This is a genomic window from Primorskyibacter sedentarius (assembly GCF_004342065.1).
GTDB lineage: Bacteria > Pseudomonadota > Alphaproteobacteria > Rhodobacterales > Rhodobacteraceae > Primorskyibacter > Primorskyibacter sedentarius.
This window is the reverse complement of sequence record NZ_SLZU01000001.1, coordinates 251,101-278,058: the sequence shown is the minus strand read 5'-3', so window position 1 is coordinate 278,058 and position 26,958 is coordinate 251,101. Positions and strand designations below refer to the sequence as shown.

At 61.6% G+C, this 26,958-nt stretch carries 20 protein-coding genes, 1 tRNA gene and 1 riboswitch; of the genes, 15 read left to right on the top strand and 6 right to left on the bottom strand.

Annotated elements, in window-relative coordinates; all coding sequences use genetic code 11:
• Positions 1-78 precede the first annotated feature (78 nt).
• Together EDD52_RS01275 and EDD52_RS01270 are read left to right on the top strand one after the other, a co-directional pair.
• Positions 79-2,382, top strand: coding sequence for a sensor histidine kinase (locus EDD52_RS01275; protein ID WP_243651805.1), 2,304 nt, complete (start codon positions 79-81; stop codon positions 2,380-2,382).
• Positions 2,379-3,017, top strand: coding sequence for a response regulator transcription factor (locus EDD52_RS01270; protein ID WP_132241214.1), 639 nt, complete (start codon positions 2,379-2,381; stop codon positions 3,015-3,017). The genes EDD52_RS01275 and EDD52_RS01270 overlap by 4 nt, the downstream gene beginning before the upstream one ends.
• Before the next feature lie 559 nt (positions 3,018-3,576).
• Here the strand turns inward: EDD52_RS01270 and EDD52_RS01265 are convergent.
• Together EDD52_RS01265 and EDD52_RS01260 are read right to left on the bottom strand one after the other, a co-directional pair.
• A tRNA-Thr gene (locus tag EDD52_RS01265) sits at positions 3,577-3,652 on the bottom strand.
• 63 nt (positions 3,653-3,715) lie between these two features.
• Positions 3,716-5,383: an ABC transporter permease gene (locus tag EDD52_RS01260; RefSeq protein WP_132241213.1), complete on the bottom strand. Its 1,668-nt coding sequence runs from the start codon at positions 5,381-5,383 to the stop codon at positions 3,716-3,718.
• Between the two features lie 86 nt (positions 5,384-5,469).
• Here EDD52_RS01260 and EDD52_RS01255 point away from each other — a divergent pair, with 86 nt between their 5' ends.
• A complete protein-coding gene (locus tag EDD52_RS01255; RefSeq protein WP_132241212.1) occupies positions 5,470-6,351 on the top strand; it encodes a hypothetical protein in 882 nt (293 codons plus the stop codon).
• A gap of 84 nt (positions 6,352-6,435) precedes the next feature.
• Here EDD52_RS01255 and EDD52_RS01250 read toward each other — a convergent pair whose 3' ends face one another.
• On the bottom strand, positions 6,436-7,149 hold the full coding sequence (locus EDD52_RS01250; RefSeq protein ID WP_132241211.1) for a glutathione S-transferase N-terminal domain-containing protein: 714 nt from the start codon (positions 7,147-7,149) through the stop codon (positions 6,436-6,438).
• Between the two features lie 23 nt (positions 7,150-7,172).
• The gene (locus EDD52_RS01245; protein ID WP_132241210.1) at positions 7,173-8,096 is read right to left on the bottom strand and encodes an alpha/beta hydrolase; all 924 of its coding nucleotides are present in this window, start codon (positions 8,094-8,096) and stop codon (positions 7,173-7,175) included.
• Between the two features lie 113 nt (positions 8,097-8,209).
• Positions 8,210-8,286: riboswitch (SAM riboswitch) on the top strand.
• A gap of 67 nt (positions 8,287-8,353) precedes the next feature.
• On the opposite strand from EDD52_RS01245, the gene metZ reads away from it, so the two are divergent.
• From metZ to EDD52_RS01225, 4 genes are all read left to right on the top strand, one after another.
• The gene (gene metZ / locus EDD52_RS01240) at positions 8,354-9,535 is read left to right on the top strand and encodes an O-succinylhomoserine sulfhydrylase (protein ID WP_132241209.1); all 1,182 of its coding nucleotides are present in this window, start codon (positions 8,354-8,356) and stop codon (positions 9,533-9,535) included.
• Between the two features lie 148 nt (positions 9,536-9,683).
• Positions 9,684-10,775 (top strand): GTP cyclohydrolase FolE2, encoded by a 1,092-nt coding sequence (gene folE2, locus EDD52_RS01235; RefSeq protein WP_132241208.1) that lies wholly within the window; start codon positions 9,684-9,686, stop codon positions 10,773-10,775.
• A 154-nt stretch (positions 10,776-10,929) separates the two neighbouring features.
• On the top strand, positions 10,930-11,127 hold the full coding sequence (locus EDD52_RS01230; protein ID WP_243651804.1) for a hypothetical protein: 198 nt from the start codon (positions 10,930-10,932) through the stop codon (positions 11,125-11,127).
• Positions 11,128-11,179: 52 nt separating this feature from the next.
• On the top strand, positions 11,180-12,628 hold the full coding sequence (locus tag EDD52_RS01225) for a TrkH family potassium uptake protein (protein WP_132241206.1): 1,449 nt from the start codon (positions 11,180-11,182) through the stop codon (positions 12,626-12,628).
• 107 nt (positions 12,629-12,735) lie between these two features.
• Here EDD52_RS01225 and EDD52_RS01220 read toward each other — a convergent pair whose 3' ends face one another.
• Both EDD52_RS01220 and EDD52_RS01215 read right to left on the bottom strand, forming a co-directional pair.
• Positions 12,736-15,912, bottom strand: a complete 3,177-nt coding sequence (locus EDD52_RS01220; protein WP_132241205.1) for a valine--tRNA ligase — start codon at positions 15,910-15,912, stop codon at positions 12,736-12,738.
• Positions 15,913-16,607: 695 nt separating this feature from the next.
• Positions 16,608-16,823: a DUF1127 domain-containing protein gene (locus EDD52_RS01215; protein ID WP_132241204.1), complete on the bottom strand. Its 216-nt coding sequence runs from the start codon at positions 16,821-16,823 to the stop codon at positions 16,608-16,610.
• A 226-nt stretch (positions 16,824-17,049) separates the two neighbouring features.
• Between EDD52_RS01215 and EDD52_RS01210 the strand changes: the two genes are divergently transcribed.
• From EDD52_RS01210 to mraY, 8 genes are all read left to right on the top strand, one after another.
• Positions 17,050-18,120, top strand: coding sequence for an Mrp/NBP35 family ATP-binding protein (locus EDD52_RS01210; protein ID WP_132241203.1), 1,071 nt, complete (start codon positions 17,050-17,052; stop codon positions 18,118-18,120).
• Between the two features lie 1,042 nt (positions 18,121-19,162).
• Positions 19,163-19,666 carry a division/cell wall cluster transcriptional repressor MraZ gene (mraZ, locus tag EDD52_RS01200; protein ID WP_132241201.1) on the top strand — a complete coding sequence of 168 codons (504 nt, stop codon included), beginning with the start codon at positions 19,163-19,165 and terminating at the stop codon, positions 19,664-19,666.
• A 3-nt stretch (positions 19,667-19,669) separates the two neighbouring features.
• On the top strand, positions 19,670-20,653 hold the full coding sequence (rsmH, locus tag EDD52_RS01195; RefSeq protein WP_132241200.1) for a 16S rRNA (cytosine(1402)-N(4))-methyltransferase RsmH: 984 nt from the start codon (positions 19,670-19,672) through the stop codon (positions 20,651-20,653).
• Positions 20,653-20,997 carry a cell division protein FtsL gene (gene ftsL / locus EDD52_RS01190; RefSeq protein WP_132241199.1) on the top strand — a complete coding sequence of 115 codons (345 nt, stop codon included), beginning with the start codon at positions 20,653-20,655 and terminating at the stop codon, positions 20,995-20,997. Before rsmH ends, ftsL begins: the two co-directional genes overlap by 1 nt.
• Complete coding sequence (locus EDD52_RS01185; RefSeq protein ID WP_132241198.1) at positions 20,994-22,778, top strand: peptidoglycan D,D-transpeptidase FtsI family protein; 1,785 nt, start codon at positions 20,994-20,996, stop codon at positions 22,776-22,778. Before ftsL ends, EDD52_RS01185 begins: the two co-directional genes overlap by 4 nt.
• A 103-nt stretch (positions 22,779-22,881) precedes the next feature.
• Positions 22,882-24,366, top strand: a complete 1,485-nt coding sequence (locus tag EDD52_RS01180; RefSeq protein WP_132241197.1) for a UDP-N-acetylmuramoyl-L-alanyl-D-glutamate--2,6-diaminopimelate ligase — start codon at positions 22,882-22,884, stop codon at positions 24,364-24,366.
• The gene (locus EDD52_RS01175; protein ID WP_132241196.1) at positions 24,363-25,808 is read left to right on the top strand and encodes a UDP-N-acetylmuramoyl-tripeptide--D-alanyl-D-alanine ligase; all 1,446 of its coding nucleotides are present in this window, start codon (positions 24,363-24,365) and stop codon (positions 25,806-25,808) included. Before EDD52_RS01180 ends, EDD52_RS01175 begins: the two co-directional genes overlap by 4 nt.
• Before the next feature lie 4 nt (positions 25,809-25,812).
• On the top strand, positions 25,813-26,895 hold the full coding sequence (gene mraY / locus EDD52_RS01170) for a phospho-N-acetylmuramoyl-pentapeptide-transferase (RefSeq protein ID WP_132241195.1): 1,083 nt from the start codon (positions 25,813-25,815) through the stop codon (positions 26,893-26,895).
• Positions 26,896-26,958: the final 63 nt, after the last annotated feature.

Sequence of the window (26,958 nt, the reverse complement as noted above, 5' to 3'; positions counted from 1 at the left end):
CCTACCTCAATCCGCGCCAATTTGATGCCGCCGGGCCTTATGGGCCGGGTCAGGCCAGTCTGGATTCGAGAACGGGTGATGAAGTCACTAGGTGTCATACTTGCGCTTGCGCTTGCCGGAATCCAGCTGTTCGCGGTCACCGTGGTGGTGTTTTCGTCCTATTTTACCTCTGAACGCACGCTGCTGGAGTTTGCACGGAATCAGCTGGCCGATGTCGGTACAAACGTCATCGAACACACCAAGGGCTTCCTGACACCGGCGCGCAACGCGACAGAGCTTTCGACCGCATTGGCAGAGAATCAGGTCGTGCGGCGCGAGGAACGGGCGATGCTGGAGGGGCTGTTGTTCCAGCAGCTGCGCTCTGCCCCGCAATTTGCGGCAGCCTATTATGGTGACGAAGAGGGCAACTTCATCTTCGTCAAGCGCGACGGCCCCGACAGGTACCAATCCAAAATCATCAATGTCGCGTCAGAACCCAGGACGGTTTTTATCCAGCGTGACGAGAAATTCAAAAAACTGAGCGAACGGATCGATCCGAACGATACCTATGATCCGCGCGAGCGCCCCTGGTTCATCGCGGCCAAGAAAGAGCTGAGCAGCATCTGGACCGATCCCTATATCTTCTTCACCTCCAGACTGCCCGGCATCACCGCCGCGACGCCGGTGATCAGCTTTGACGGGGTCGTGCAGGGCGCGGTGGGCGTGGATATCGATATTCAGGAGATTTCGAACTTCCTGTCGCAGCTGCGGATCAGTGACAATGGTGCGGCCTTCGTGCTGAACCGCAACGGCGATGTCATCGCGCATCCCAACCCCAACCTTTTGACGACGGTTGGCGAGGGCGGAACGCTGAAATTCCCCTCGATCACACAGCTCAACGACCCGATCGCCCGCGCCGCGTTTGGCGACCGCCTGACAGAGGAGGGGGTCGCCGTCGATCAGGAGATCCGGACTGATTTCGAATATGCGGGCGTCCGGTACGTGTCGATGTTGATGCCTTTTGGCCTTGGCGAAATCCCCTGGACCATTGTCGTCTATGCGCCGGAGAATGATTTCATCGGGCCCATCAAGGCGAACCGCTGGCAGAATACGCTTATCGCCATCGGTGTGGCGGCGGTGACGGGTCTGGTCGGGCTCGCCCTGGCCAACCGCATCCATGCGCCGGTACGTGCCTTCGCCGTCCGCTCTGCGCTGATCTCGCAGGGGGAGATCGACCCGGATGCGCCCATGCCCAGCACCTACAAGGAGCTGGAGAATGCCAACACTGCGTTGGTCAGCGAAATCTCGCAGCGCAAAAAGACCGAAACGGAATATCAGCTGACCTTCGACATGGCCTCGCGCGGGATGGTCTATATCGATGTGGCCTCGGGCAAACTCTTGCGCGTGAATGCGCGTTTTGCAGAGATTTTGGGGTACGATCAGGGCGCGCTCGTCGGCACCGAATTCCAGTCGCTGCTCAACCCCGACGAGCCGGATGTGCTGGAAGAATTCGGTGGCAGTATCGCCGAACATACAGCCTTTGGTTTCGAGGCAGAGGCAGTTCGCAAAGATGGAGAGCCCGTCTGGATCAGCTTTAACGGGGTCATTATCCAATCCGGCCAGGAGGGCGAGGATTATGTCGTCGCCACCATAGACGACATTACCAAGGCGCGGGCATATGAGGATACTATCGAGTCCCTCAACCGCGAGATCGCGCATGTGTCGCGGCGCCAGGTCATGGGCGAGCTTGCCACCGGGCTGGCCCACGAACTGAACCAGCCGCTGACGGCCATCACGCAGAATGCTGATGCCGCGCGCATCATCGTGAGCAATCGCGAGGACGGCAACGGGGAAGTGTCGGCCCTGCTGGAGGAGATCGAACAGCAGGCGCATCAGGCGGGCGATATCATCCGGGCGCTGCGCGGGTTTATTCGCAAAGAGGATAACCGCACGACCAGTTTCGGCATCCGAAACCTGCTGGAACAGGCGCGCAGGCTGGTCCTGTCGGAAGCACGCCAGCAATCCACCGAGATCGTGATCCGCAAGAGCCCCGAATTGATGGTCAAGGCCGTGCGCGTGCAGGTCGCGCAGGTCGTGGTGAACCTCTTGCGCAATGCGATCGAGGCGATTGCGGAGGAGGGCAGCCCGACACGTCGCGTGGTCGTCACAACTCACGAGCTTGGCACGCAGCTGCAGGTCGATGTCGAAGATACCGGCCCGGGCGTGGCCGAAGGCATGGGCCTGTTTACCCAGTTCGAGACGACGAAAGCCGACGGGATGGGATTGGGCCTGTCGATCAGCCGCTCGCTGATCGAGGCGAATGGTGGACGTATCTGGTTTGAAAGCACCGAGTCCGGTGCGCGGTTCAGCTTCACTCTGCCGCTGGAAGGACGAATGACATGACAGGTTTAGCGACGAGCACGGGATGTGTCTTCCTTGTCGATGACGACGCAAATATCCGGTCATCTCTGGCGCGGGCGCTGGGGTTGCGCGGGTACGAGGTGAAGGCCTTCGAATCCGCCCAGGCCTTCCTGGATGCCTATGACGGCGAGTCGTCGGGTTGTCTGATCCTCGATTACGGCATGCCGGAGATGGACGGGTTGCAGTTGCAGCGCCACCTTGTCGACCGGAATATCGCGATCCCCATCATTTTCATCACCGGTCATGGCGGCGTGCCCGAATCGGTTCAGGCCATGAAGATGGGCGCGATGGATTTCCTGGAAAAGCCGTTCCAACAAGCAGTCTTGATCGAACGGATCGACGCGGCGCTGGCCTATGACCAGACCCGACGCGCGGCGACGCAAAAGACCGACGCGGTAAAGGCCCGGTTCGACAGCCTGACCTCGCGCGAGGCGGAGATCGCCCGGCTGATCGTGAGCAATCCGGCCAGCAACTCCTCCAAGGATATCGCGCGGATGCTCGACATCAGCCCGCGGACCGTGGACCATCATCGCGCGCGTATCCTTGAGAAGATGGATGTCGGGTCGGTGGCACAACTCGTCGAACTTGCCCTGAAGGCAGAGGTATTCACCGAGTAACGTGCGCGTCCACGGCTATTGCCAGACCGTCGCACGGCGCTGATGCGTGTCGCTCAGCAGGTCAGATAAACCGGCGCCCGAGTGAACCAACCCGACGGACACGATCCCAAAGTTCGCTTTCTGACTTCTGTCAGCGCAGCGCAGGCCACAGGCCGCCCGTGGTCCATTGATCCAACGCTACATCGCTGCAGCTCCAGCCCTTCAATACCGGATATCGCCAACGACGTCGGCACCATAGGGCCCTGCTGGCATCTACCGCCAACCGCACACCTGCATCTCCGGCAGATCGCTGTCCCTGACCCTTGGATGACGCAAGCTTTTCCTCAGTCAGGGAGGTGCGAGACGTGGCTACTGATGCTGACGTCGCAAGCTGCGCCGGAATGACCAAGTGACACTTCCGCAAGGTGTACGGATGCTGCAAATCCTCCGGGATTCGGCTGCGGAAAGAATAATCCCAGTCATTCGCCATTCAACGCGGCGCTAACTCGATCTCAGCCATGACGACGCAAGCCCCATCCTGAGACAAAGCCGACGCGATTCTGAAGCTGAGTTAGTTTTATGGTGCCCCCACACGGACTCGAACCGCGGACCTACTGATTACAAATCAGTTGCTCTACCAGCTGAGCTATAGGGGCACTGGCGGGGTAGATACTGCCGGTTGCGCGGGTCTGCAAGTGATTTTGCGCCATTTTTACGCCTTAGCGGTTCGCGCGTGCGAGAAGGCCGACCGCACACAGGCCGACGAAGATCACGAGCAGGGCAGCAGGGCTGGCATCGCCAAGGTTTTCAAGGCTCGCCTGCTCATGAACGCGTGTGGCCAGCGTGTCGTAATTGAAGGGGCGCAGCAGCAAGGTCGCGGGCAATTCCTTGACGCAATCCACAAAGACCAACAGCAGCGCCGAGGCGACTGAGGCGCGGATCAGTGGCGCATAGACCGCGCCCAGCACTTGCGCGTTGTTGCGGCCCAAGGATCGCGCGGCAAGTGCGAGATTCGGTGACACTCTTCCCATCGCGGCATCGGCGGCCCCTTGGGCGATGGCGAAGAAGCGGACGCAATAGGCCAGAATCAACGCAAAGGATGATCCGGTGAGGATCAGACCGATGTTGCGCCCGGTAACGGCTTCGACCGTATCAGCAATCGCATGATCCGCCATCGCCAGCGGAATCAGGATGCCCACGCCAAGGACGGCACCGGGGGCGGCATATCCGATCGTGGTCACAGGGAGCAGCAGCCTTGGCAGGGTGCGGCCTGACAGGCGGACGCTGTAGACCAGAAACAGCCCGGCAAGCACTGTCACAACGGCCGCGATTCCCCCGACAGTCAGCGTGTTCAGCGTGGCGCGGATCAGGGCCGGGTTGTTCCACTCTTCCAGATTGGCCAGCGCGTGGGACATGATGACGCCTGTGGGCAGGATGAACCCCATCAGAAACGGAACGAGGCAACTGGCCAGCGCCAGCAAGCCGGCGGTACCGCCAAGGCGGACACGAGCCACCGGGCGAAACCTTGTCGAAAGGTTGAAAAAGCGCAGCTTGCGGCGCGAGCTCTTTTCCAGCGTGACCAGGATGATCACCAGCGCCAGAACCACGCTTGCGATCTGAGCCGCGCCTCCGGCGTTGTTGCTTTCAAGCCAGACGCTGAAGATGCCAGTGGTCAGCGTTTGCACGGCAAAATAGTCGACCGTTCCGAAATCGTTGACGGTTTCCATCATCACGATGGCCACGCCTGCGGCAATCGCCGGGCGCGCCATCGGCAGGCCCACGCGCCAGAATCGTTGCAAGGCGCCCGCGCCAAGCGACTGGGCGACCTCTTCTGCACTGCCGGACTGCTCGCGGAACGCGGCGCGGGCAAGAAGATACACATAAGGGTAAAGCGCGGCGGCCAGCACGATCACAGCCGCCCCCATGCTGCGGATTTCCGGAAACCAGTAGTCGCGGGAGGTTTGCCAGCCCATGAGCTCGCGCAGCGTGGTCTGAACCGGTCCTGCATATTCCAAGAAATCGACAAGCGCATAGGCGCCGATATAGGCCGGGATGGCCAGGGGCAGAAGCAGCAGCCATTCCATCCAGCGCCGACCCACGAAATCGTAGCGCGACACCAACCAAGCAGCCCCGGTTCCAACCATCGCTGTAAGGAGCCCGACGCAAAGCATCAGAACAAGGGTATTCGACATGTAGCGCGGCAGGGTCGTCGACAGGAGGTGCGGCCAGATATTGTCAGTCGGGAAGGCCGCGATCCAAAGCACGGCCACGATCGGCGCGAGGACCACTCCTGCGATCACGATCGCGCCCAGCGACCACGGGTTGAAGTGCTTTCGGCGCAACGCATGCGCGCCTTGTGGACGGGTTGCTGGGTCTGCAAGGGTCATCGGAAAGGGGTCTCGATAAGCGGTTTCAACGTCCGGCAAACCGCTTATACTGCGTCGCGCAGGCAATCGAAAGACCGACAGGCAAAATGCGGATAATCCTCCATCCCGGTGCCCATTGCACCGATGAGGGCAGGCTGGTCAAATGCCTGCTCAGCAATGCGGGACTGTTTCTGCCGCGCGGTGTCGTGGTACCCCCGCCGGGCCGTTACCGACAGTTGTTGCCATCGGTGCTGTCCCGGTTGGAAGACGCGGACCCTTCCGAAGATGCCCGCGACGTGATGTATGATTTCCTGATCGAGGAAAAGCCCGATGGCGTCGAACGGGTGCTTCTGAGCCATGAGAACCTGTTCTGCATCCCCAAGCTGGCCGTGTCGGGGGGGCAATTCTACCGCAGGGCAGAGCGGCGATTGCGGGCCGCGGCGCGGCTGTTCGAGGGCGACGAGGTGGAGCTGTTCCTTGCGATCCGCAACCCGGCAAGCTTGCTTCCGGCGCTTTACAGGGCCACGCCCTACGAGTCGGTCGAAGAGCTGACGGGTGGCGTGGACCCGCGATTGCTGCGCTGGTCCGATCTGATCACGCGCATCCGCAAGGCCGTGCCCGGAATGCCGATCACCGTCTGGTGCAACGAGGACAGCCCCTTGCTATGGGCAGAGATCATCCGCGCGATGGCCGGGCTGGTGCCCAACGAAAAGATCACGGGCGGCTTTACCCTGTTGTCCGAGATCATGAGCCAGAAGGGCATGAAACGGTTCCGCAACTACCTCGCCGACCATCCCGGGATCAGCGAGGCAGAAAAGCGGCTGGTGATGGTTGCTTTTCTCGAGGAATTTGGTGTCGACGACGCCATGGAAGAAGAGCTTGATCTGCCCGGCTGGACCGACGCCCTCGTTGACGAGCTGACCGAGATCTACGACGCGGACACGCTCAGAATCGCAGACATCCCCGGCGTCCGCCTGATGATGCCCTGAGTTGCGGGCAAGACCCCTGATGGGGTATTGCCCTGCCATGTGCTGACAGCATCGCAGGGGGATAAACTCCGCCTGCAAGTGCCACTACTTTTGTCCGAAGAGGATCTTCTGGGCTTCGCGATCCTGATCAAAGCCTTGCTTGGGTTTGCGCATATCCGCATGCAGTTCCTTGCCGCGCTGCACTGCGGGCCGGTTCCCCACCTCGTCCAGCCAGCGCGCCATGTTGGGCTTGTCGTCCAACGTCTGCTGCTGGCCTTCCCACAGGCAGGCCCAGGGCCAGATCGCCATGTCCGCGATGGTGTAGTCCTCACCGGCCACGAACCTGTTTTCAGACAATTGCTTGTCGAGCACGCGGTGAAGCCGCCCGACTTCGTTGCGATACCGGTCCTGCGCGTAGGGCAGAACCTGTGGCGGCTCCATCGAAGGCGCGTATTTCAGGAAATGGTGCGCCTGACCTGCCATCGGGCCAAGCCCGCCCATCTGCCACATCAGCCACTGGTCGACAGCGATGCGGCTGCGTTCGTCCGTCCCGCAGAACTTGCCGGTCTTGCGTGCAAGATATTGCAGGATGGCCCCGGATTCGAAGATCGAGATCGGCTCGCCTTCCGGCCCATCCGGATCAATGATGGCGGGCATGCGGTTGTTCGGCGAAATTTTAAGAAACTCGGGCGCGAACTGCTCACCCTTGCCGATGTTGATCAGGTGAGTTTCGTAGGGCAGGCCCATCTCCTCCAACGCGATGGAAATCTTCCATCCGTTGGGGGTGGGCCAATAGTAAAGATCGATCGGTTTGGTCATGGCGTCCTCCGGTTACGGAGGCATCATGTGGTTTGACGCGGGAAGGGCAAGGGCAGACGTATCGAAGGTGGCTGAAAAAGTCGTGACCAGTGCGGATCGGAGGTCTGCGGCACATGTGTGTGCAGATAGGAGAATGGCAGCCTCTCTGGCTGGCGGAGCAGGGTGCGATATAACGGAAAGACGCCGCCACGCAGGTAAGGCGACCAGTGGCACACGCGATTCTTTGGCGGCGCGACGCGGTGTCCCAACGCCGCCAGCGCCTCCAGCGTTGCGGGCTGATCCAGTTGCAGGTTCAGCATATTGGGCCCGTGCAGCCCGTGCCCCAGCGCGCGATCACCGGGAACAGGGGCCGGTATGGCCATCTCGAACAACAGGTCAAATACGTCGTTTTCGCGGGTCGTGACGTTGATGATTTCCGTCGTCTGGGGCAGGGAATTGGTCTCGGACGCGTAAGCCGCGCCAGCCATCAGGATCATGCGTCCGATCCGCCCGCGCTGCACATGGCGCAACGCAGCGAGCGCGACCCGCGCCCCAAGCGAGTGGGCAAAGATCTGCACGGGCCTTGCAGGGTCCAGCCGGGCAATTTTGTCAACCAGGCGGGCCAGCGCGCGCCCCGCGACAGCGGCGTCCCGGTAACCTTGCCGAAAGCCATTGCGTGCATACCAGCCGAAGCCGACCGACAGCCCTTCCTCCGGCTTGCCATGCCCGAAGCCCAGGTGGCGGGGCCAACTGATCGCGCGCAGGCTTCCCGGTGCAGGATCAAGCGACAGGAGTGTTCGGTGCGGGCAGTGGATCGCATGGCCGGGCTCGTATCTGTAGCCGTGCACAGAGATGATCACGGGCCCGCAAGAGGTGTTCAACGCGCGCTCCAGCTGGGGTCGCGGGCATGTGCCGGTGCTGTGCAACAGCGGGCGGTCGTCGTTTGCAGTGACGCTCAAATGGGTCATCTCAGGTCTCCACTACATCTTGTGGGCAGCGGTTAACCCAGACATACGACACATCCGTGAAACCTGCGTTAAGCCTACGTGACGGTCTTGACCTGTTGCGCAACGGCACTTAAACGCGATTGCGTGGCGATTTGTTACCGGATTGCGGGCCACGTTAAACAAACCGCTAAAAGGTCAGGATGAAGGAGCCCCCTTTCGCTTGACCGCGTCTGGGGTTTTTTCATGGGCGGCGCAGGAGCGCCCCAAAGGACAGGACAATGACAAAGACACGCAAGACCCGCACCAATCTCGTGCATGGCGGGACCCGTCGCAGCCAGTATAACGAAGTCAGCGAAGCGATCTTCCTTACCCAGGGCTTCGTCTACGATTCGGCAGAGGATGCCGAAGCCCGGTTTATACAGGCCGGCGACGACGAATTCATTTACGCCCGCTACGGCAATCCTACCGTTCGCATGTTCGAAGAACGTATCGCCCTGCTGGAAGGGGCAGAGGACGCCTTTGCCACGGCCAGCGGCATGGCGGCCGTCAATGGGGCGCTGACCTCGATGCTGAAGGCAGGGGATCACCTCGTTTCGGCCCGGGCGCTGTTTGGCTCCTGTCTTTATATCGTCGACGAGATCCTCACCCGGTTCGGGGTAGAGGTCACATTGGTCGACGGCACTGACCTTGACCAGTGGCGCGCGGCGATCCGCCCCGATACCAAGGCGGTATTCTTCGAATCCATGTCCAACCCGACGCTGGAAGTCATCGACATCGCCGCCGTGGCAGAGCTTGCCCATGCGGTCGGCGCGCTGGTTGTCGTGGACAACGTCTTTGCCACGCCCGTCTATTCGCGGGCACTGGAACTTGGCGCGGATGTGGTGATCTATTCGGCCACCAAACATATCGACGGGCAGGGCCGTGCCCTGGGAGGCGTGATCCTTGGCAGCCGCGACTTCATCCGCAGTACCGTGGAACCCTACATGAAACATACGGGCGGCTCGATGTCGCCTTTCACGGCCTGGGTGATGCTGAAAGGGTTGGAGACCATCGATCTGCGCGTGCGTGCGCAAACGCAAGGGGCCGCCGCAATCGCCGACGCGCTGATGTCCCATCCTAAACTGGATCGTGTGATCTATCCCGGGCACCCGTCGCACCCGCAATACGATCTGGTGCAGGACCAGATGAGGGCGGGCGGGACCATGCTCGCCATTGTGCTGAAAGGTGGGCAGGAGGAAAGCTTCCGCCTGCTCAACGCGTTGGAGATCATCGTGATCTCGAACAATCTTGGGGATGCAAAATCCATCGTCACGCATCCCGCGACCACGACGCATCAACGCCTGAGCGACGAGCAGCGCGCCGAACTGGGCATCAGCCCTGGTCTGGTGCGCCTGTCAGTGGGCATTGAGGATCCACAGGACCTGATTGACGACCTGCTCGAAGCGCTCGACGCTGTGTAAGCCCGGCAGCGGCGAGGTCAGACAAGCCACCCCGCCGCCGCCCGACCGCACCTGATCCGGATTGCCCCGCCGGGCGTACTACTATCGGAATTGGTAATTTCGTCGCAAAACCACTAAGTATGCTAGCGACGTTCCGAAAGGCTGTGACATGAACCTGCATTTGGCCGACGCTGCAAATGATCTGGCGCGCAAGGAAGCGGAGACCGCTCTTGCGACTTTGCGGCGGTGGGCCGCCACCGCGTCAGAGGAAGAGCTGAACAGTCTCGACCCTGACGCAGCGCGCTTTCTTGCGGATGGCGACTATCCGGCCCTGTCGAATGTCTACCCCGCTGATTTCGACGCCGACGCAGCATACAAGACCACTCTTCCGGATTTGCAGAATGGCCCCGCAGCTCTGATCCGAGGGGCGCGGCGGGCGATCCAGCATGTGGGGATTTCCAACTTCAGGCTCCCCCTGCGCTACCACACGCGCGACAATGGCGACCTGACGCTTGAAACCAGCGTGACCGGCACTGTCAGCCTTGAGGCGGACAAGAAGGGCATCAACATGAGCCGCATCATGCGGTCCTTCTACGGCCATGCCGAAAAGACCTTTAGTTTCGAGGTGATCGAGGCGGCGCTGGACGACTACAAGAACGACCTTGAGAGCATCGACGCAAGGATACAGATGCGGTTCAGCTTTCCGATGAAGGTGGACAGCCTGCGGTCTGGCCTGTCAGGCTATCAATATTACGACATCGCGCTGGAACTGATCGAACGCGATGGCGTGCGGCTGAAAGTCGTGCATCTCGACTACCTCTATTCCTCGACTTGCCCTTGCTCTCTGGAACTGAGCGAGCATGCGCGGCGCACGCGCGGCCAGCTCGCCACCCCGCATTCCCAGAGATCGGTCGCGCGCCTGTCTGTCGTCGTGAATGAAGGCAAATGCCTGTGGTTCGAGGATCTGATCGACATGTGCCGCCGCGCTGTGCCGACAGAGACACAAGTGATGGTAAAGCGCGAAGACGAGCAGGCTTTTGCAGAACTCAACGCCGCAAACCCGATCTTTGTCGAAGATGCCGCGCGGCTGTTCGCGGAACGCCTGATCGCGGACCCGCGGGTTGGGGATTTCCGGATCGTTGCAAGCCATCAGGAAAGCCTGCACAGCCATGATGCCGTGTCGATTCTGACCGAGGGCGATACGTTTGTGGGCAAAAGCCTGGACCCGAAACTGTTCAACACCTTGTTCCACGTCGGTTAATCGGCGCATGCTGCATCGCAGCAACACCTTTCGGGCAGAGATGCATGGCGGGCGAAATCAGCCCGGCCCTGTGGTAGACTGACGGCATGGGAGGAAACCAAATCTTGCGAAGAGGTTTCCAATGTCGACGACGCAGACTCTCAGAATAAAATTCATGTCTCCACAGCTTCGTGGCGCGCTGGACCTGTTTCTTGCGGCGGCCGGGCAGGGGTTCAATTCCTACATAGAAAAGCGCGCGCGCGTTTCGCAACTGGCGGAACTCGATGCAAAATCTGACGAAGAACTCGCACGGATGGGCCTGCGGCGCGATGATATTCCGCGGTATGTCTTTCGTGACCTCATCGGCCTTTGAACGCCACGCCAGAGCTTGACTTCCCCGTGGGCCGCAGCCAACGCTGCGGCCCATGTTTGACGTTCGACCGGTCCTTTATGTCATTGGCCTTCTGGTGGTTGTTCTCGGCCTGACCATGCTTCTGCCGATGTTGGTGGACATGGCCGAAGGACGTGGGCAATGGCCAGTCTTCGCCGAAAGCGCCATCATCACCGTGCTTGTGGGCGGGTTCACGGCCCTTGCCTGCGCCAATGCCGTCCGCGAGGGCCTGTCCATCCAACAGACCTTTCTTCTGGCGACAGGCGTCTGGGTGACCCTGCCGCTGTTCGGGGCAATCCCCTTCATGCTGGGCGCGACCGAGGCCCGCTTCGTCGATGCCTTGTTCGAGGCGATGTCCGGCCTGACGACCACAGGGTCCACCGTATTCACCGGGCTCGACACCCTGCCCAAGGGCATTTTGCTGTGGCGCGGCCTGCTGCAATGGCTGGGCGGGATCGGTATCATCGTCGTCGCAATGGTTTTCCTGCCAGAACTCAAGGTGGGCGGGATGCAGATCTTCCGCTCCGAAGCCTTTGAGACCATGGGTAAAATTCTGCCGCGGGCGACAGAGATAGCCTCGCAAATCTCGGTCGTCTATGTCTCCATCACCCTGCTTTGCGCGCTGTGCTACCTGGTTCTCGGGATGAACGCGTTTGACGCCTCGGTGCACGCGCTGACCACCGTTTCAACGGGCGGTTTCGCCAATTACGATGCTTCCTTCGGGGTCTTTGCCGGGCCGATGGAATATGTGGCATCCGTTTTCATGATCCTCGCGGCGTTGCCCTTTGTGCGCTATGTCCAAATGCTGAACGGCCATCTGGGGGCCATGCATCGCGACACGCAGGCCCGTGGCTTCTTCCTTGTCATCCTGGCACTGGTCCTCGTTGCTTCCATGGTCCTGATGTCGATCTTTCCGCACCATTGGGAACAGGCCTTCCGGGAGGCGCTTTTCAACATCACCTCGATCATTTCCGGCACGGGATATTCCAGCGTCGATTACATGAAATGGGGTCCGTTCCTGATTGCCATGTTCTTTTTCGTCGGGCTGATCGGAGGCTGCGCGGGGTCGACGGCCTGCTCGGTGAAGATCTTTCGTTATCAAATACTTATCGCGTCGATCCGCACGCAAATGCGCAAGATCCGCTCGCCCCATGCCATTTTCATGCCGCGTTACGAAGGGCGCACCGTCAGCGAGGATGTGCTGAACTCGGTCATGTCCTTCTTTGTTGTGTTCGTGGTGTCGCTGGGGCTGACCTCCGTTGCGCTGGGCATGACGGGCCTGGACTTCGTGACCTCTGTTTCAGGTGCCGCAACTGCGCTGGCAAATATCGGGCCGGGGCTGGGAGAGATCATCGGTCCGGCCGGGAATTTTGCGCCGCTCAACGATGTGGCCAAGTGGATCCTGATTTTTGCGATGCTGGCGGGGCGGCTGGAGCTTTTGGTGGTCTTTGTTCTCTTCACCGCGCGGTTCTGGCGCGCCTGATTTACGCAGGTCGAGCGCTGCCGGAACAGGTCTGATCCAGCTTGTGCTGGCAAAGAAAAAGGGGAGGGCTATGCGCCGTCCCCTTTCGTTTTCAATGGGTTGTCAGGTCAGCCCAGCTCGGCGAGCCGGGCGAGCGCGGCTTTGAGAGTCGCTTCTTCCTCTTCACGCTGGGCGAGGTTGGCACGGGTCTCTTCGACCACCTCATCGGGGGCGCTGGCAAGGAATTTGGGGTTGTTGACCCGTCCCTTCATGCCGCCGATTTCCTTGGCCAGCTTGCCAAGGGTTTTCTCCAGCCGTGCCTTTTCTGCGCTCACGTCGATGATGTCGGCAAGCGGCATGCCAAAGCTGGCGCCCTCGGCCGGGACCGTGGCGCAACCCTTTGGAAAGGCGTCCACTTTTGTCAGGCTCTCGACGCGGGCGAGGCGCTTGATCAAGGCCTCGTTATTGCTCCACGCGGCCTCACCGGCCTCGTCAAGATGGGTTGCCAGAAGGGTGACATGCAAACCTGCGGGCACGTTCATCTGCGCACGGGCAGAGCGGATGCCCTCGATGAGAGAGATCACCCAGTTCATCTCTCTGTCGGCGTTTTTGTCAACTATTTCAGCGGCTTGCCATTCCGGCCAATCGGCATGAACCAGCATACCGTCGCGCTTTGTCAGGGTGCCCCACAGCTCTTCGGTGATATAGGGCATGATCGGGTGCAGCATGACCAGGCACTGATCCAATACCCAGGCCATGGTGGCGCGGGTTTCGGCAACGATTTCAGGGTCTTCGGAGTCAAACAGCGGCTTGGAAAACTCCACATACCAGTCGCAGACCTTGCCCCAGACAAAGGCATAAAGCGCGTTGGCCGCGTCGTTGAAGCGGAAGTTGGTCAACGCTTCGTCAACGGCCTCTCGTACCTTGGCGGTTTCGCCCACGATCCAGCGGTTCACAGTGTGCGAGTTTGAGGGCTTTTGTGCCTTTTGTACGTCCGAATTGTACATATCGTAGACATGGTTCATTTCCGCGAAGCGGCAGGCGTTCCAAAGCTTCGTGGTGAAGTTCCGGTAGCCCGCAATCCGCTGGGTCGAGAGCTTCAGATCGCGGCCCATCGCGGCCATCGCCGTCAGGGTGAAACGAACCGCATCGGCGCCGTATTCGTCGATCAGGTCCAGCGGGTCCATCACGTTGCCCAGCGACTTGGACATCTTCTTGCCCTTCTCGTCGCGGACAAGCGCGTGGACATAGACCGTGTCGAAGGGTTTTTCGCCGACAACCGCGTATTGCATCATCATCATCCGGGCGACCCAGAAGAAGATGATGTCAAACCCGGTAATCAGGACCGAGGTGGGGAAGTATTTCTGCAATTCCGGCGTGTCTTCGGGCCAGCCCAGCGTGCCAAGCGGCCAGAGCCCGGAGGAGAACCATGTGTCGAGCACATCGGGGTCGCGCCAGACCGGGTAGATCAGCTTCGTCGGGTCTTGCGTTGATTCGTATTCGGCAAGGCTGGCGGCCAGCTGATGGACAGCGGTGGCACGATCGGCAACTTCGACGACACTCGCGTGGTTGAGCGGCTGCGGCAGACCGGAAAGCACGTCAAGAAACTGCGCCTTGACCGCGTCGAAGTCATGCGCGGCATGCATACGCTCGCTGCCCGGCGCAAGATGCTGTTGTATCAACAGACGCCCCATCTCGACCAGATCCAGTGCACCGTCGCCTTCGTCGTCACGGAAACCATCTGTTTCAATGTCCAGCCCGTACCAGACCGGGATCTGGTGGCCCCACCAAAGCTGGCGCGAGATGCACCACGGCTCGATATTCTCCAGCCAGTGGAAATAGACCTTGCGGTCGCTCTCGGGCAGAATGTCGGTGCCGCCGTTTTCCTTGCCCTTGCGGACAGCCTCCAGCGCCGGGTCAACGATCTTTGACGTGTCGACAAACCACTGATCGGTCAGCATCGGCTCGATGACAACCTTGGACCGGTCGCCAAAGGGCTGCATGATGGGCTTGTTCTCGACAAAGGGGATCATCGCGTCCCGGACTTGATCCGGGACCTCCTGGCCATCCTCGGCCTGCGCATCGGGGTCGTAATCGGGATTGGGGCACATGACCGCCAGCCCCTCGGCGTTGATCGCGGCCACAACCTTGTCGCGCGCCTCGAACCGGTCCAGCCCGCGATAATCGTCCGGGACAAGGTTGATCGGTGTGGTGTCCCGCGGGGCTTCGACCTCTCCGCTGGCGATTTGCGTGGCCAGTTTGGCAGCTTCGGCATAGTCCATCCCATCCGCCCGCATCGCGCCCTTCGTGTCCATCAAAGGATAGAGCGGGATGTTATTGCGAATCGCGACGCCGTAATCGTTGAAATCATGCGCGCCGGTGATCTTGACCGCGCCAGAGCCGAACAGCGGATCGGGATATTCATCGGTGATGATCGGAACAAGGCGACGATGCTCTTTCGGGCCCACGGGAATTTCGCAGAGCTTGCCGATGATCGGCTTGTAGCGTTCATCCGAGGGGTGGACGGCAACCGCGCCGTCGCCCAGCATCGTTTCGGGACGCGTGGTGGCGATGGCGATATAGTCGCGGGTCTCGCGCAGGGTGACGTTGCCGTCCTCGTCCTTCTCGACATATTCATAGGTTTCGCCGCCCGCGAGCGGGTATTTGAAGTGCCACATATGGCCGGGCGTGTCGATATTCTCGACTTCAAGGTCGGAAATCGCGGTCTCGAAATGCGGGTCCCAGTTGACCAGCCGCTTGCCGCGATAGATCAGCCCCTTGTCATACATGTCGACGAAGACCTTGATGACGGCATCGTGGAAATTGCCATCCTCACCTTCGGGCGCGCCCGGCGCGCCGGACATGGTGAACGCGTTGCGATCCCAGTCGCAGGAGGCGCCAAGCCGTTTAAGCTGATTGATGATGGTGCCGCCGGATTGCTGCTTCCACTCCCAGACCTTCTCAAGGAATGCCTCGCGGCCCATATCCCGGCGGGAGGGCTGCTGGTTCCTGGCCAGTTCGCGTTCCACGACCATTTGCGTGGCGATGCCCGCATGGTCCTGTCCGGGTTGCCAGAGCGTGTCAAAACCCCGCATCCGGTGCCAGCGAACAAGGATATCTTGCAACGTGTTGTTGAACGCGTGGCCCATATGCAGTGACCCGGTCACATTGGGCGGCGGGATCATGATGCTGAAGGTCTCTTCCCGCTTGGCATTCGCGCCCGCGCGGAAGGCGCCCGCGGTTTCCCAAGCGTCGTAAAGGCGGGGTTCCGCCTCGGTCGCGTCGAAGGTCTTTTCCATCGCCATGTCTGGTCTTCCCGTATGCTGGCCCGCCCCGGTGGGCGCGCGTGTCGGCTGTTGCACACCCGTCTAGCGAATGGCCACGGGAAGGGAAAGCCGGAGCGGCGGGAAATCGGGCTGGCTGGGGGAGGAAGATGAGCGGCGATACCTCAGGGAGGAGGAGAGAGATATCGCCGCTCTGGTCACGGTTGACGCCAGGGAGGAGGAGAGGCGCCTTCCGAACTGTGTTGGGCCATTTGGGCCCGAATGAGAAGCGAGCGGCAGCACCTCAGGGAGGAGGAGAGAGATACCGCCGCTCTAGTCACGGTTGACGCCAGGGAGGAGGAGAGGCGCCTTCCGAACTGTGTTGGGCCGTTTGGGCCCGAATGAAAGTGAGCGGCAGCACCTCAGGGAGGAGGAGAGAGATACTGCCGCTCTAGTCACGGTTGACGCCAGGGAGGAGGAGAGGCGCCTTCCGAACTGTGCTGGGCCATTTGGGCCCGAATGAGAAGCGAGCGGCAGCACCTCAGGGAGGAGGAGAGAGATACCGCCGCTCTAGTCACGGTTGACGCCAGGGAGGAGGAGAGGCGTCTTCCGAACCGTGTTGGACCATGTGGGCCCGGTGTTTCGAGCGACGATCTTCGGGAGGAGGATGAAGATCGCCGCCTGTAGCGAAGGGCTCAGGGAGGAGGAGAGAGCCCTTCGATCCTTGTGTTCCGGTATCAGACCTCGTATGCGGCCTGGTATGCGATGCGCGTCAGCATGCTGCGGTTCAGGCCCAGATCAGCCAGTTCACGGCTCGACAGGGACTGAAGCTCTGCCAGGGTGCGTTTGTAGACGCGGCGGCGCTCAAGACGGGTGCGGATGTTATCCAGTGCGACGTTGATGCGGGCCGCAAATGCGCTCTGAGGGCGCGATGTGTGTGTTGCGTATGCCATTTGAATGCTCGTTTGTGAGTGTTTGTGTTCGTTTCGTTGACCTCAATGTAGTCGAATGCTGCAGCTGCACAATAGGGCAATGCCTCAATGCTGCTATGCAGAAAATGCATGGAAGAAGTTGACGTAAGGTTATCAAAAGTAGGGATATTTCCTGATTTCACTGCCTGGGGTTGTGTTCCCGGCGAAAGCTGCCAGTTTCTGCGGCAAGCACGATGGAGTATTGGGCATGGTAGAAATTCGCAGCGAAGTGGAGCGCATTCTGGGCGAAATCGCGCTTCCCGATGGTGGCACATTATTATCCCGCGACATGGTGCGGGCGCTGACCATTGAGGGGGGCGCTGTCAGATTCGTCATCGAGGCGCCCAGCCCGGACATCGCCCGCCATATGGAACCCATGCGTCGCGCGGTAGAGCAGGCGGTCAGTGGCATTGCGGGGGTCAGCTCTGTCAGTGTTGCGCTGACGGCCCATGGCCCGGCAGAGAAGACGCCCCCGCCCAGCCTGAAATTCGGCGGTCATGCCAAACCGCAAAGCCAGCCGATGAATCCCGCAGGCGTGGACCGTATACTGGTGGTCGGGTCCGGCAAGGGCGGCGTGGGCAAATCCACCGTTTCTGCCAACCTTGCCGTGGCACTGGCGCGGGCGGGTCGCCGGGTGGGGCTGCTGGATGCAGATATATACGGTCCCAGCCAGCCGCGCATGATGGGGATCAACAAGCGCCCCGCCTCGCCCGATGGCAAGACCATCATTCCGCTGCAGGCGCATGGCGTCACGCTCATGTCCATCGGGTTCATGCTGGAGGAAGGCAAGGCCGCAGTCTGGCGCGGGCCGATGCTGATGGGGGCCATGCAACAGATGATGACCCAGGTGGAATGGGGCGAGCTGGATGTGTTGATCATCGACCTGCCGCCCGGCACGGGGGATGTGCAACTGACGCTGGGCCAGAAGGCAGAGCTGACCGGCGCGCTGATCGTATCTACCCCGCAGGATGTGGCGCTGCTGGATGCGCGCAAGGCCATCGACATGTTCCAGACACTGAAAGTGCCGATCCTCGGAATGATCGAAAATATGTCCACATATATATGTCCCACTTGCGGTACCGAGGCGCATCTGTTCGGCCATGGCGGCGTGGCGGCCGAGGCGGAAAAGCTGGGCGTCCCGCTGCTGGCGGCCCTTCCGATTGATCTGGACACCCGCCTGTCAGGGGATGCGGGCACGCCGATTGCTGCGGGTGACGGGCCGGTCGCGCAGGGCTTTGCGCAACTGGCGGACCGGCTGATCAAGGGTGGCATGGCCTGAGACGCCACGTTTGAGGCAGCAGGATCGGGCGCGTCGTTTCGACAGGCCGCCCGATCCGAGGGTTTCTTGACATAGTGTTCGGAGGGGGCAATCCGCTCCGTCCTGCGCGCGACAGTATATGATGTGCGCGCTTCGCCCGCCGCGCGCTTTCGTGCCGTCGTAAAGATGCGCGGATACTCACTGTATGGGGAAAGATCCGTCAGCTTCGCGTTTGCGCGGCCAATCGTGGGTCCTGCCGCGCCGCACCAACGCGCATTCCGTGGCGGGTAAGCCAGCCCGACAGGGAAGCCGACCGTTGGTGGGCGCTCTTGCGTGCCTCGGCGGTGGCGCAATCCCGGCTTCTGACGTTGCAACAGTGGTCTGCGCCATGGAATGTCTGAACGGTCAGGCGCGATTTCGGCATCCGCGCGGGAGATCATGGACCGAATGGGAAACCATGGGCCGTGTGGGAAATCATGGGCGGGGCAGGGTCGGATGCCAGGGTTCTGGGCGCGATACGCCACGATTCGAAGGGCTCACCATGGGATTTGCGGCCCGCCTGACCAATTGCGCGAAAAAAAATTGGGAAATCGAGGGAAATTTTGGCGGGCGTAAAGCCTACTACATCTAGTTGGGGATATTTCGGGTTCCGCTACAAATCGCGATGATCGTCGCAATTTTGCACCAACATGTTGTTTTTCGGGGGGCGTTTGAACAAGATGCAGTGGTGTCGAACCCCAAATTCCTATTGATTACCATGCATTCCCATAGTATCCCTGTAAGCACGATGAGGGACGGGACGAAGGGGCACACAAAGAACCCCGAAACATTCTCCCAAATAAAAAAAGAACGGCAGGTTTCATACAGGCTCCGCCCTTCATCGTACGAAAGATCCGGCATGCGGGCGAGCAGACATCCCCCCAGATGGCACGCGTAGCTGGACATACTCGCAAAAGCGGGACGAGGGCGGCGGGTTGATCAGTGGCAGCAGATCAGCCCGCCCTTTCGCATTTAACGGGCCGGACAAAATCCGGATGGGGTTAACAAGGGAAGCGACAGGCCAGTGGGTCGCAGGTTCAGAGGCGAAAGCCAGCACAAGGTAGATGGCAAGGGCAGGGTTTCGATCCCGGCCTCTTTTCGTCGTGTGCTGGAAGCGTCCGATCCCAACTGGACCGATGGGCTGAACCCGGAGCTTGTCATCGTCTATGGCGATCACCGCCGCAAATTCCTTGAATGCTACACGATAGAGGCGATTGACGAGGTCGATCAGAAGATCGACGCGCTTCCGCGCGGTTCGATGGAGCGCAAGATGTTGCAGCGCCTGTTCCACGGTCAGTCCCACCCCACCAATGTTGACGAAACGGGCCGCCTTGTGCTGCCCGCAAAGCTGCGCCAGAAAATCGGGCTGGAAGGCGAGGCATTCTTCATCGCCGCTGGTGACACGTTCCAGATCTGGAAGCCCGAGACCTATGAGCAGGAAGAGCTGGCGAAGACCGAAGAGTGGCTGGAAGAGCTGCCCGAGGATTTCGATCCGCTGAGCCTCCTTGAAGGCAACGGAGGAGCGTGAGCAATGTCAGCTTCGCCTGCCTCTGATCCTCACATCCCGGTTTTGCTGCGCCCGCTCTTGCGGGCGGTTTCGCCTGTAACGGGCACATGGATTGACGGTACCTTCGGCGCGGGTGGCTATGCGCGCGGGCTGCTGGATGCGGGGGCCGACCTGGTGATCGGCATCGACCGTGATCCGATGGTGTTCGAAATGGCCGCCGGGTGGGCCTCTGACTATGGCGACAGGCTGCGTCTGGTCGAGTCGAATTTCGCCGATATGGATCAGCATGCCGAGGCTGTCGATGGCGTGGTGCTGGATCTGGGCGTGTCCTCGATGCAGCTGGACATGGCCGAACGCGGTTTTTCCTTCATGCGCGACGGACCTTTGGATATGCGCATGGGCGCCACGGGCGACAGCGCCGCCGATCTGGTCAACACCGCCGAAGAAGTGCATCTGGCAGATATTCTGTATACCTATGGCGAAGAGCGCGCCTCGCGCCGGATTGCCCGCGCGATCGTGCGCGAACGCGAGAAAGAGCCGATCACCCGGACGCTGCAACTGGCCTCGATCATCGAAGGGTGCCTGCCGCGCCAGAAACCGGGCCAGTCCCATCCCGCGACGCGCAGCTTTCAGGCGCTGCGCATTGCCGTGAACGACGAATATGGTGCGCTGTATCAAGGGCTTCTGGCGGCAGAGCGGGTGTTGAAACCCGGTGGTTGGCTGGCTGTTGTCAGCTTTCATTCCATCGAGGACCGGATGGTCAAGCGCTTCCTTCAGGCGCGCGGCGGGGCACAGGGGCGTGCCAACCGCTATGCGCCCGAGATCGAAGTGGCAGAGCCGCAGTTCAAGATCGTCAACCGCAAGGCCATCGGGGCAGATCCCGAGGAGCTGGAGGTCAACCCGCGTGCGCGTAGTGCGCTGCTGCGGGTCGCCACAAGGACCGGGGCCCCGGCGGGCGAGATCGATGCCGGATCCATTGCCATGCCATTGCTGAAAGGAGCGAGATAATGCGTAGCCTGTTTTTTGTTCTCACCGCGCTTTCCGTGATCGGATTGGCCTTCTGGGCCTATCACGAGAATTACAAGACGCAGGAGGCGCTGTCGGATGCCGGGCGCGTTCAGGTTCAGATCGGCGCCGCGCGGGCAAAGCTGGCCGTGCTCAAGGCCGAATGGGCGTTCCTCAACCGGCCCGACAGGCTGCGTGATCTGGCAGAGATCAACTTTGCGTCGCTTGGCCTTCTGCCGCTGCGCCCTGACCAGTTTGGCAGTGTCGATCAGGTGGCTTATCCAATGCGCGCGGCCGTAACAGGTGACGAGGCGATCAAGGTGGCGAGCGCGGGGGCCGGGGAATGAACCGCACCGCATTGCGCCCGCTGGCCCGCATCCTTGAGGCGCGCAGCCGTGGGGAAAACCCCGACGCCATTGAGCGGGAAAACCTGCGCATCCGCCACGAACAGATGCGCGACCGCGCGCGGACCCGCGCCGAGGGGCGGCTGCTGGTGCTTGGCATCATGTTCTTCTGTGCCTTTTCGGTGATCGGTGTCCGTATGGGGACGCTGTCGGCCTCGGTTGCGAGTGAGCCGCGGGCCCAGGCGACAGGGGCGTCGATCATCGCGCAACGCGCTGATATCGTTGACCGTCGTGGCCGTATCCTGGCCACGAATATGGAGACGCATTCGCTTTATGCGCATCCGCAGCAGATGGTGGAACCCGTGCGCGCGGCCAAGGCGTTGGCGGGCATCTTTCCCGATCTGAACGAAGAGCGTCTGATCAAGGATTTCTCGGGCAAGCGCAAATTTGTCTGGGTGAAGAAGAAGATCAGCCCCGAGCAGCAGCAGGCCGTGCATGACATCGGCGAGCCGGGTCTGCTGTTCGGCCCGCGCGAGATGCGGCTATACCCCAACGGGTCCATCGCCAGCCACGTTCTGGGCGGGGCGGCCTTTGGACGCGAAGGCGTGCATTCGGCAGAGGTGGTTGGCACTGCGGGTGTCGAGAAATACTTTGACGAGCAACTGCGCGATCCCGCCCGTGAAGGCGCGCCGCTGGAGCTGTCGATCGATCTGACCGTGCAGGCGGCCATGGAGCGCGTGCTTTACGGCGGCATGAAGCTGATGAATGCAAAGGGTGCGGCCGCGGTTCTGCTGGATGTCCATACGGGCGAGGTGGTGTCCATTGCCAGCCTGCCGGATTTCGACCCCAATGACCGCCCGCGCCCCCCGACAGAGGGCAACCCCTCTGACAGCCCGTTGTTCAACCGCGCGCTGCAGGGTGTCTACGAGCTTGGCTCGACCTTCAAGATATTCGCCACGGCGCAGGCGATGGAGCTTGGTCTGGTCAATCCCGACACCATGATCGACACCCGTGGCCCCCTGCGCTGGGGCAAGCACAGCATTCGCGATTTTCACAACTATGGCAAAAGCCTGTCGGTCACGAAGATCATCGTGAAATCCTCGAATATCGGTACGGCGCGCATTGCCCAGATGATCGGGGCAGAGCGGCAAAAGCAATTCCTGGGATCGCTGGGCTTTTTCGAGCCGACCGCGCTGGAAATGGTCGAGGCGAAAGGCGGCAAGCCACTGCTGCCGCCGCAATGGTCGGAACTGTCGACCATGACCATTTCCTACGGGCACGGGCTTTCGGCCACGCCGTTGCATCTGGCCGCAGGTTACGCGGCCATCGCCAATGGCGGCTTTCAGGTGACGCCGACGCTGCTGAAGCAATCGGGTCCGAAATACGGCCCCCGCGTGATGCGGCCGGAAGTGGCCGACAGATCGCGCATGATGCTGCGCAAGGTTGTGACTGAAGGCACTGCCAGCTTTGGCGAGGTTCGCGGCTATGCCGTGGGGGGCAAGACCGGCACGGCAGACAAGCCCAAGGAACGCGGGGGCGGGTATTACAAGGACAAGGTGATTGCGACCTTCGCGTCCATGTTCCCTGCGCATGATCCCAAATACGTGCTGGTGGTGACGCTGGATGAGCCGTCCGAGAATTCGGGCCCGAAACCGCGCCGGACCGCGGGCTGGACGGCTGTGCCTGTCGCGGCCGAGATGATCGGGCGGATCGCCCCCTTGCTGGGCATGGCGCCAGAGCTTGAGCCCGGCAAAGTGGCTGGTATAACGCTGACAGCCAATTGACGCGAGGCGCGCCCTTGCCTTGCAAGCCCTTCGGTGGCACCTGCGGGGCAGCGACGCCGCTTTGCGGGATCGGTGGGCGCAGGGCGAGGACAGGAAGCTGGGTATGGGTAACGGTACAAAAACGCTTGGCCAATTGGGGCTGACCGCGCGGGGCGGGCGCGAGGCACACATCACCGGCCTTGCCGTTGACAGCCGACAGGTGCGCGACGGTTTCCTTTTTGCAGCGCTTCCCGGCACGCGCGTTCATGGCGGTGAATTCATTCAATATGCGCTGCGCATGGGGGCGGGTGCGATCCTGACCGATGCCGAAGGTGCGCGGATTGCGGCCGACGAACTGGGCGGATCCGAGGCGGCGCTGGTCATCGCAGAGGACCCGCGACAGGCGCTGGCCTTTACCGCCGCCCTGTGGTTCGGTGCGCAGCCCGAAACGATGATCGCCGTCACCGGCACGAACGGAAAGACATCCGTTGCAAGCTTTGTGCGGCATATCTGGCAAGAGCTGGGCCACAGTGCCGTCAATGTCGGCACCACCGGCGTGGAAGGGGACTGGGAAACGCCGCTGGCGCATACGACGCCCGAACCGATCACCCTGCACCGCGTACTGTCGCAGGCCGCAGAGGCCGGGGTGACCCATGCGGCGATGGAGGCCTCCAGCCACGGATTGGCGCAGCGCCGGCTGGACGGCGTGCATCTGCGCGCGGCGGGGTTCACGAATTTCACGCAGGATCACCTCGATTACCACGCCAGTTTCGAGGAATATTTCGACGCCAAAGCGGGGCTGTTTGCGCGGGTTCTGCCCGATGACGGCGCGGCGGTGGTCAATATCGCGGATGCGCGCGGCGTGGATATGGCCGCGATTGCGCGTGCGCGGGGGCAGGATGTTCTGACTGTTGGCGATGTCGAAGGGGCCGATATCTGGCTGGCAGCACAGCGCTTTGACGCCACGGGGCAGGAGATCCGCGTGGTGCATGAAGGCGTCGCGCGGCAGGTCCGGCTGAAGCTGATTGGCGGTTTTCAGGGCGAAAACGTTCTTCTGGCCGCCGGGCTGGTCATTGCCTGCGGGGCAGAGCCGGAAGACGTGTTCGAAACGCTGCCCGCGCTGCGCACCGTGCGGGGCCGGATGCAGCTGGCCGCGACGCGCGAAAACGGGGCTGCGGTCTTTGTCGATTACGCCCATACGCCCGATGCCGTGGCGACGGCGATCCAGGCGCTGCGCCCGCATGTGATGGGACGTCTGGTGGTCATCGTCGGGGCAGGCGGGGACCGCGACCGCTCCAAACGCCCGCTGATGGGGATGGCGGCGGCGGAACATGCCGACCTGGTGATCGTCACCGATGACAATCCGCGTTCTGAAGATCCTGCCGCGATCCGTGCCGCCGTGATGGAGGGCGCGGGCGAGGCGACAGAGGTCGGTGACCGGGCCGAGGCGATCCTGCGCGGTGTCGATGCGCTTGGCGCGGGCGATGCGCTGCTGATCTGTGGCAAGGGGCACGAGACGGGCCAGATCGTGGGCGATGTCGTCTACCCGTTCGATGATGTGGAACAGGCCAGCGTGGCCGTTGCGGCGCTTGACGGGAGACTACCATGACGCTTTGGACCGCCGAAGAGGCAGCACAGGCCACCGGCGGACGCGCCACATGCGACTGGCAGGCAAACGGTGTCTCCATCGACACGCGCACCATTGCCAAGGGCGATCTTTTCGTGGCGCTCAAGGCCGCGCGGGACGGGCATGATTTCGTGGCGCAGGCTCTGAAAGCAGGTGCTGCGGCGGCGTTGGTCAGCCATGTGCCCGAAGGCGTGGCGCCGGATGCGCCGCTGCTGATCGTCGAGGATGTCCTGACCGGATTGGAACAGCTGGGTGCAGCTGCGCGGGCACGCACCGATGCGCGGGTCGTGGCGGTGACGGGATCTGTCGGCAAAACCTCCACCAAGGAGATGCTGCGCAAGGTTCTGGGCGGGCAGGGGCAGGTCCATGCCGCCGAGAAAAGCTATAACAACCATTGGGGCGTGCCGTTGACGCTGGCGCGAATGCCCAAGGTCACCGATTTCGCGGTGATCGAGATTGGCATGAACCACCCCGGAGAGATTGCGCCGCTGGCGCGGCTGGCGCGTCCGCATGTGGCCATTGTCACCATCGTGGCGCCTGCGCATCTGGCCGCGTTTGACAGCATAGAAGGCATCGCCCGCGAAAAGGCCGCCATCTTCGAGGGGCTGGAGCCGGACGGCACCGCCATCGTGAACGGCGATCTTGAAACCACGCCCATTCTGCTCGACGCAGCACAGGCGGCTTCTGCGCGTGCCGTCACATTTGGCGAGGCCGCGCCCTGTCAGTTCCGGGTCGAAACCGTCCAGATCGGGGACGAGACGACCGTGGTCAGGGGCAAGGTCGGCGATGAGGCGCTGCTGTACAAAGTGGCCGTGCCCGGACGCCATTTTGCGGTGAATGCGATGGCGGTGATTGCCGCAGTGGATGCGCTGCATCTCGACCGCGCCGTAGCAATGACCGATCTGTGCCAGTGGCGCCCGGTCAAAGGGCGTGGCGCGCGCGAGGTGATCGCGCTGGATGCGGTCGAGACCCAGATGGCATTCGAGCTGATCGACGATGCCTATAATGCCAATCCCGCCTCTGTGGGCGCCGCGCTGGAGGTGCTGGCAGCCGCCGCCGTGCAGCATGACATCGGGCGCGTGGCGCAGGGGCGCCGGATCGCCTATCTGGGCGATATGAAAGAGCTGGGCAAGGACGAGGCTGCGCTGCATGCCGCGCTAGCCGGGCTTCCCGCGATGGAAAAGATCGACCGTGTGCATGCTGTCGGCCCGCTGATGCGGCATCTTTATGACGCATTGCCGCCGCTAAAACGGGGGCGTTGGACCGAAACCAGCGCCGAGATGGCCGATGGGTTGCGCCGCGATCTGGACGCGGGCGATGTCGTTCTGGTCAAGGGATCGCTGAGCATGGGGCTTGGGCGCGTGGTTGACGGGTTGCGCAAATTGCGCCAAGGCCCAGCCAGCAGTGATGTAACGGAGAACTGAACAGATGCTTTATTGGCTGACAGCCCTGTCGGATGGCGGCGACTTTTTCAACCTGTTCCGCTATATCACCTTCCGGGCGGGCGGCGCTTTTCTGACGGCTTTGGTCTTCGGCTTCCTGTTCGGCCGCCCCCTGATCAACGTGCTGCGCAAGCGGCAGGGCAAGGGCCAGCCCATTCGCGATGATGGCCCCGAGGGGCATTTCGTCAAGGCGGGCACACCGACAATGGGCGGGCTGCTGATCGTGGGTGCGCTGTTGACCTCCACGCTGATCTGGGCGCGCTGGGACAATGGCTATGTCTGGATGGTTCTCTTTGTCACCATGGCCTTCGGTGCCATTGGGTTTGCCGACGACTATGCTAAGGTCAGCAAGCAGAACGTGGCGGGCGTGCCCGGACGGGTGCGGCTGTTGCTGGGGTTTCTGATTGCCGCCATCGCGGGGTTCTGGGCGTCGCAATACCACCCGCCGGAGCTTGCCAACCAACTGGCGCTGCCAGTGTTCAAGGATACGCTGGTCAATCTGGGCATCCTGTTCGTGCCATTCGCGGTGATCGTGATCGTGGGTTCGGCCAATGCCGTCAACCTGACGGACGGTCTGGACGGGCTGGCCATCATGCCGGTGATGATCGCGGGCGGCACGCTGGGCGTGATCGCCTATGCGGTGGGGCGCACCGATTTCACCGAATATCTGGACGTGCATTACGTGCCGGGCACCGGAGAGATCCTGATCTTTGCCTCCGCCCTGATTGGCGGGGGGTTGGGGTTCTTGTGGTATAACGCGCCGCCCGCGGCCGTTTTCATGGGCGATACCGGGTCTTTGGCCCTGGGCGGGGCGCTTGGCGCCATCGCCGTTGCCACCAAGCACGAGATCGTTCTGGCCATTGTCGGCGGGCTTTTCGTGGTCGAGGCGTTGTCGGTGATCATTCAGGTGCTCTATTTCAAACGCACGGGCAAGCGCGTCTTCCTGATGGCGCCAATCCACCACCATTACGAAAAGAAGGGCTGGTCGGAGCCTCAGATCGTGATCCGGTTCTGGATCATCTCGCTGATCCTCGCAATGATCGGTCTTGCGACACTGAAGGTCCGCTAAGGCAGGCCGCTGCCGAATACCGCAGGGTGGCCCGGCGCGGGCGGCCGCGCACCTGTCTTGCCA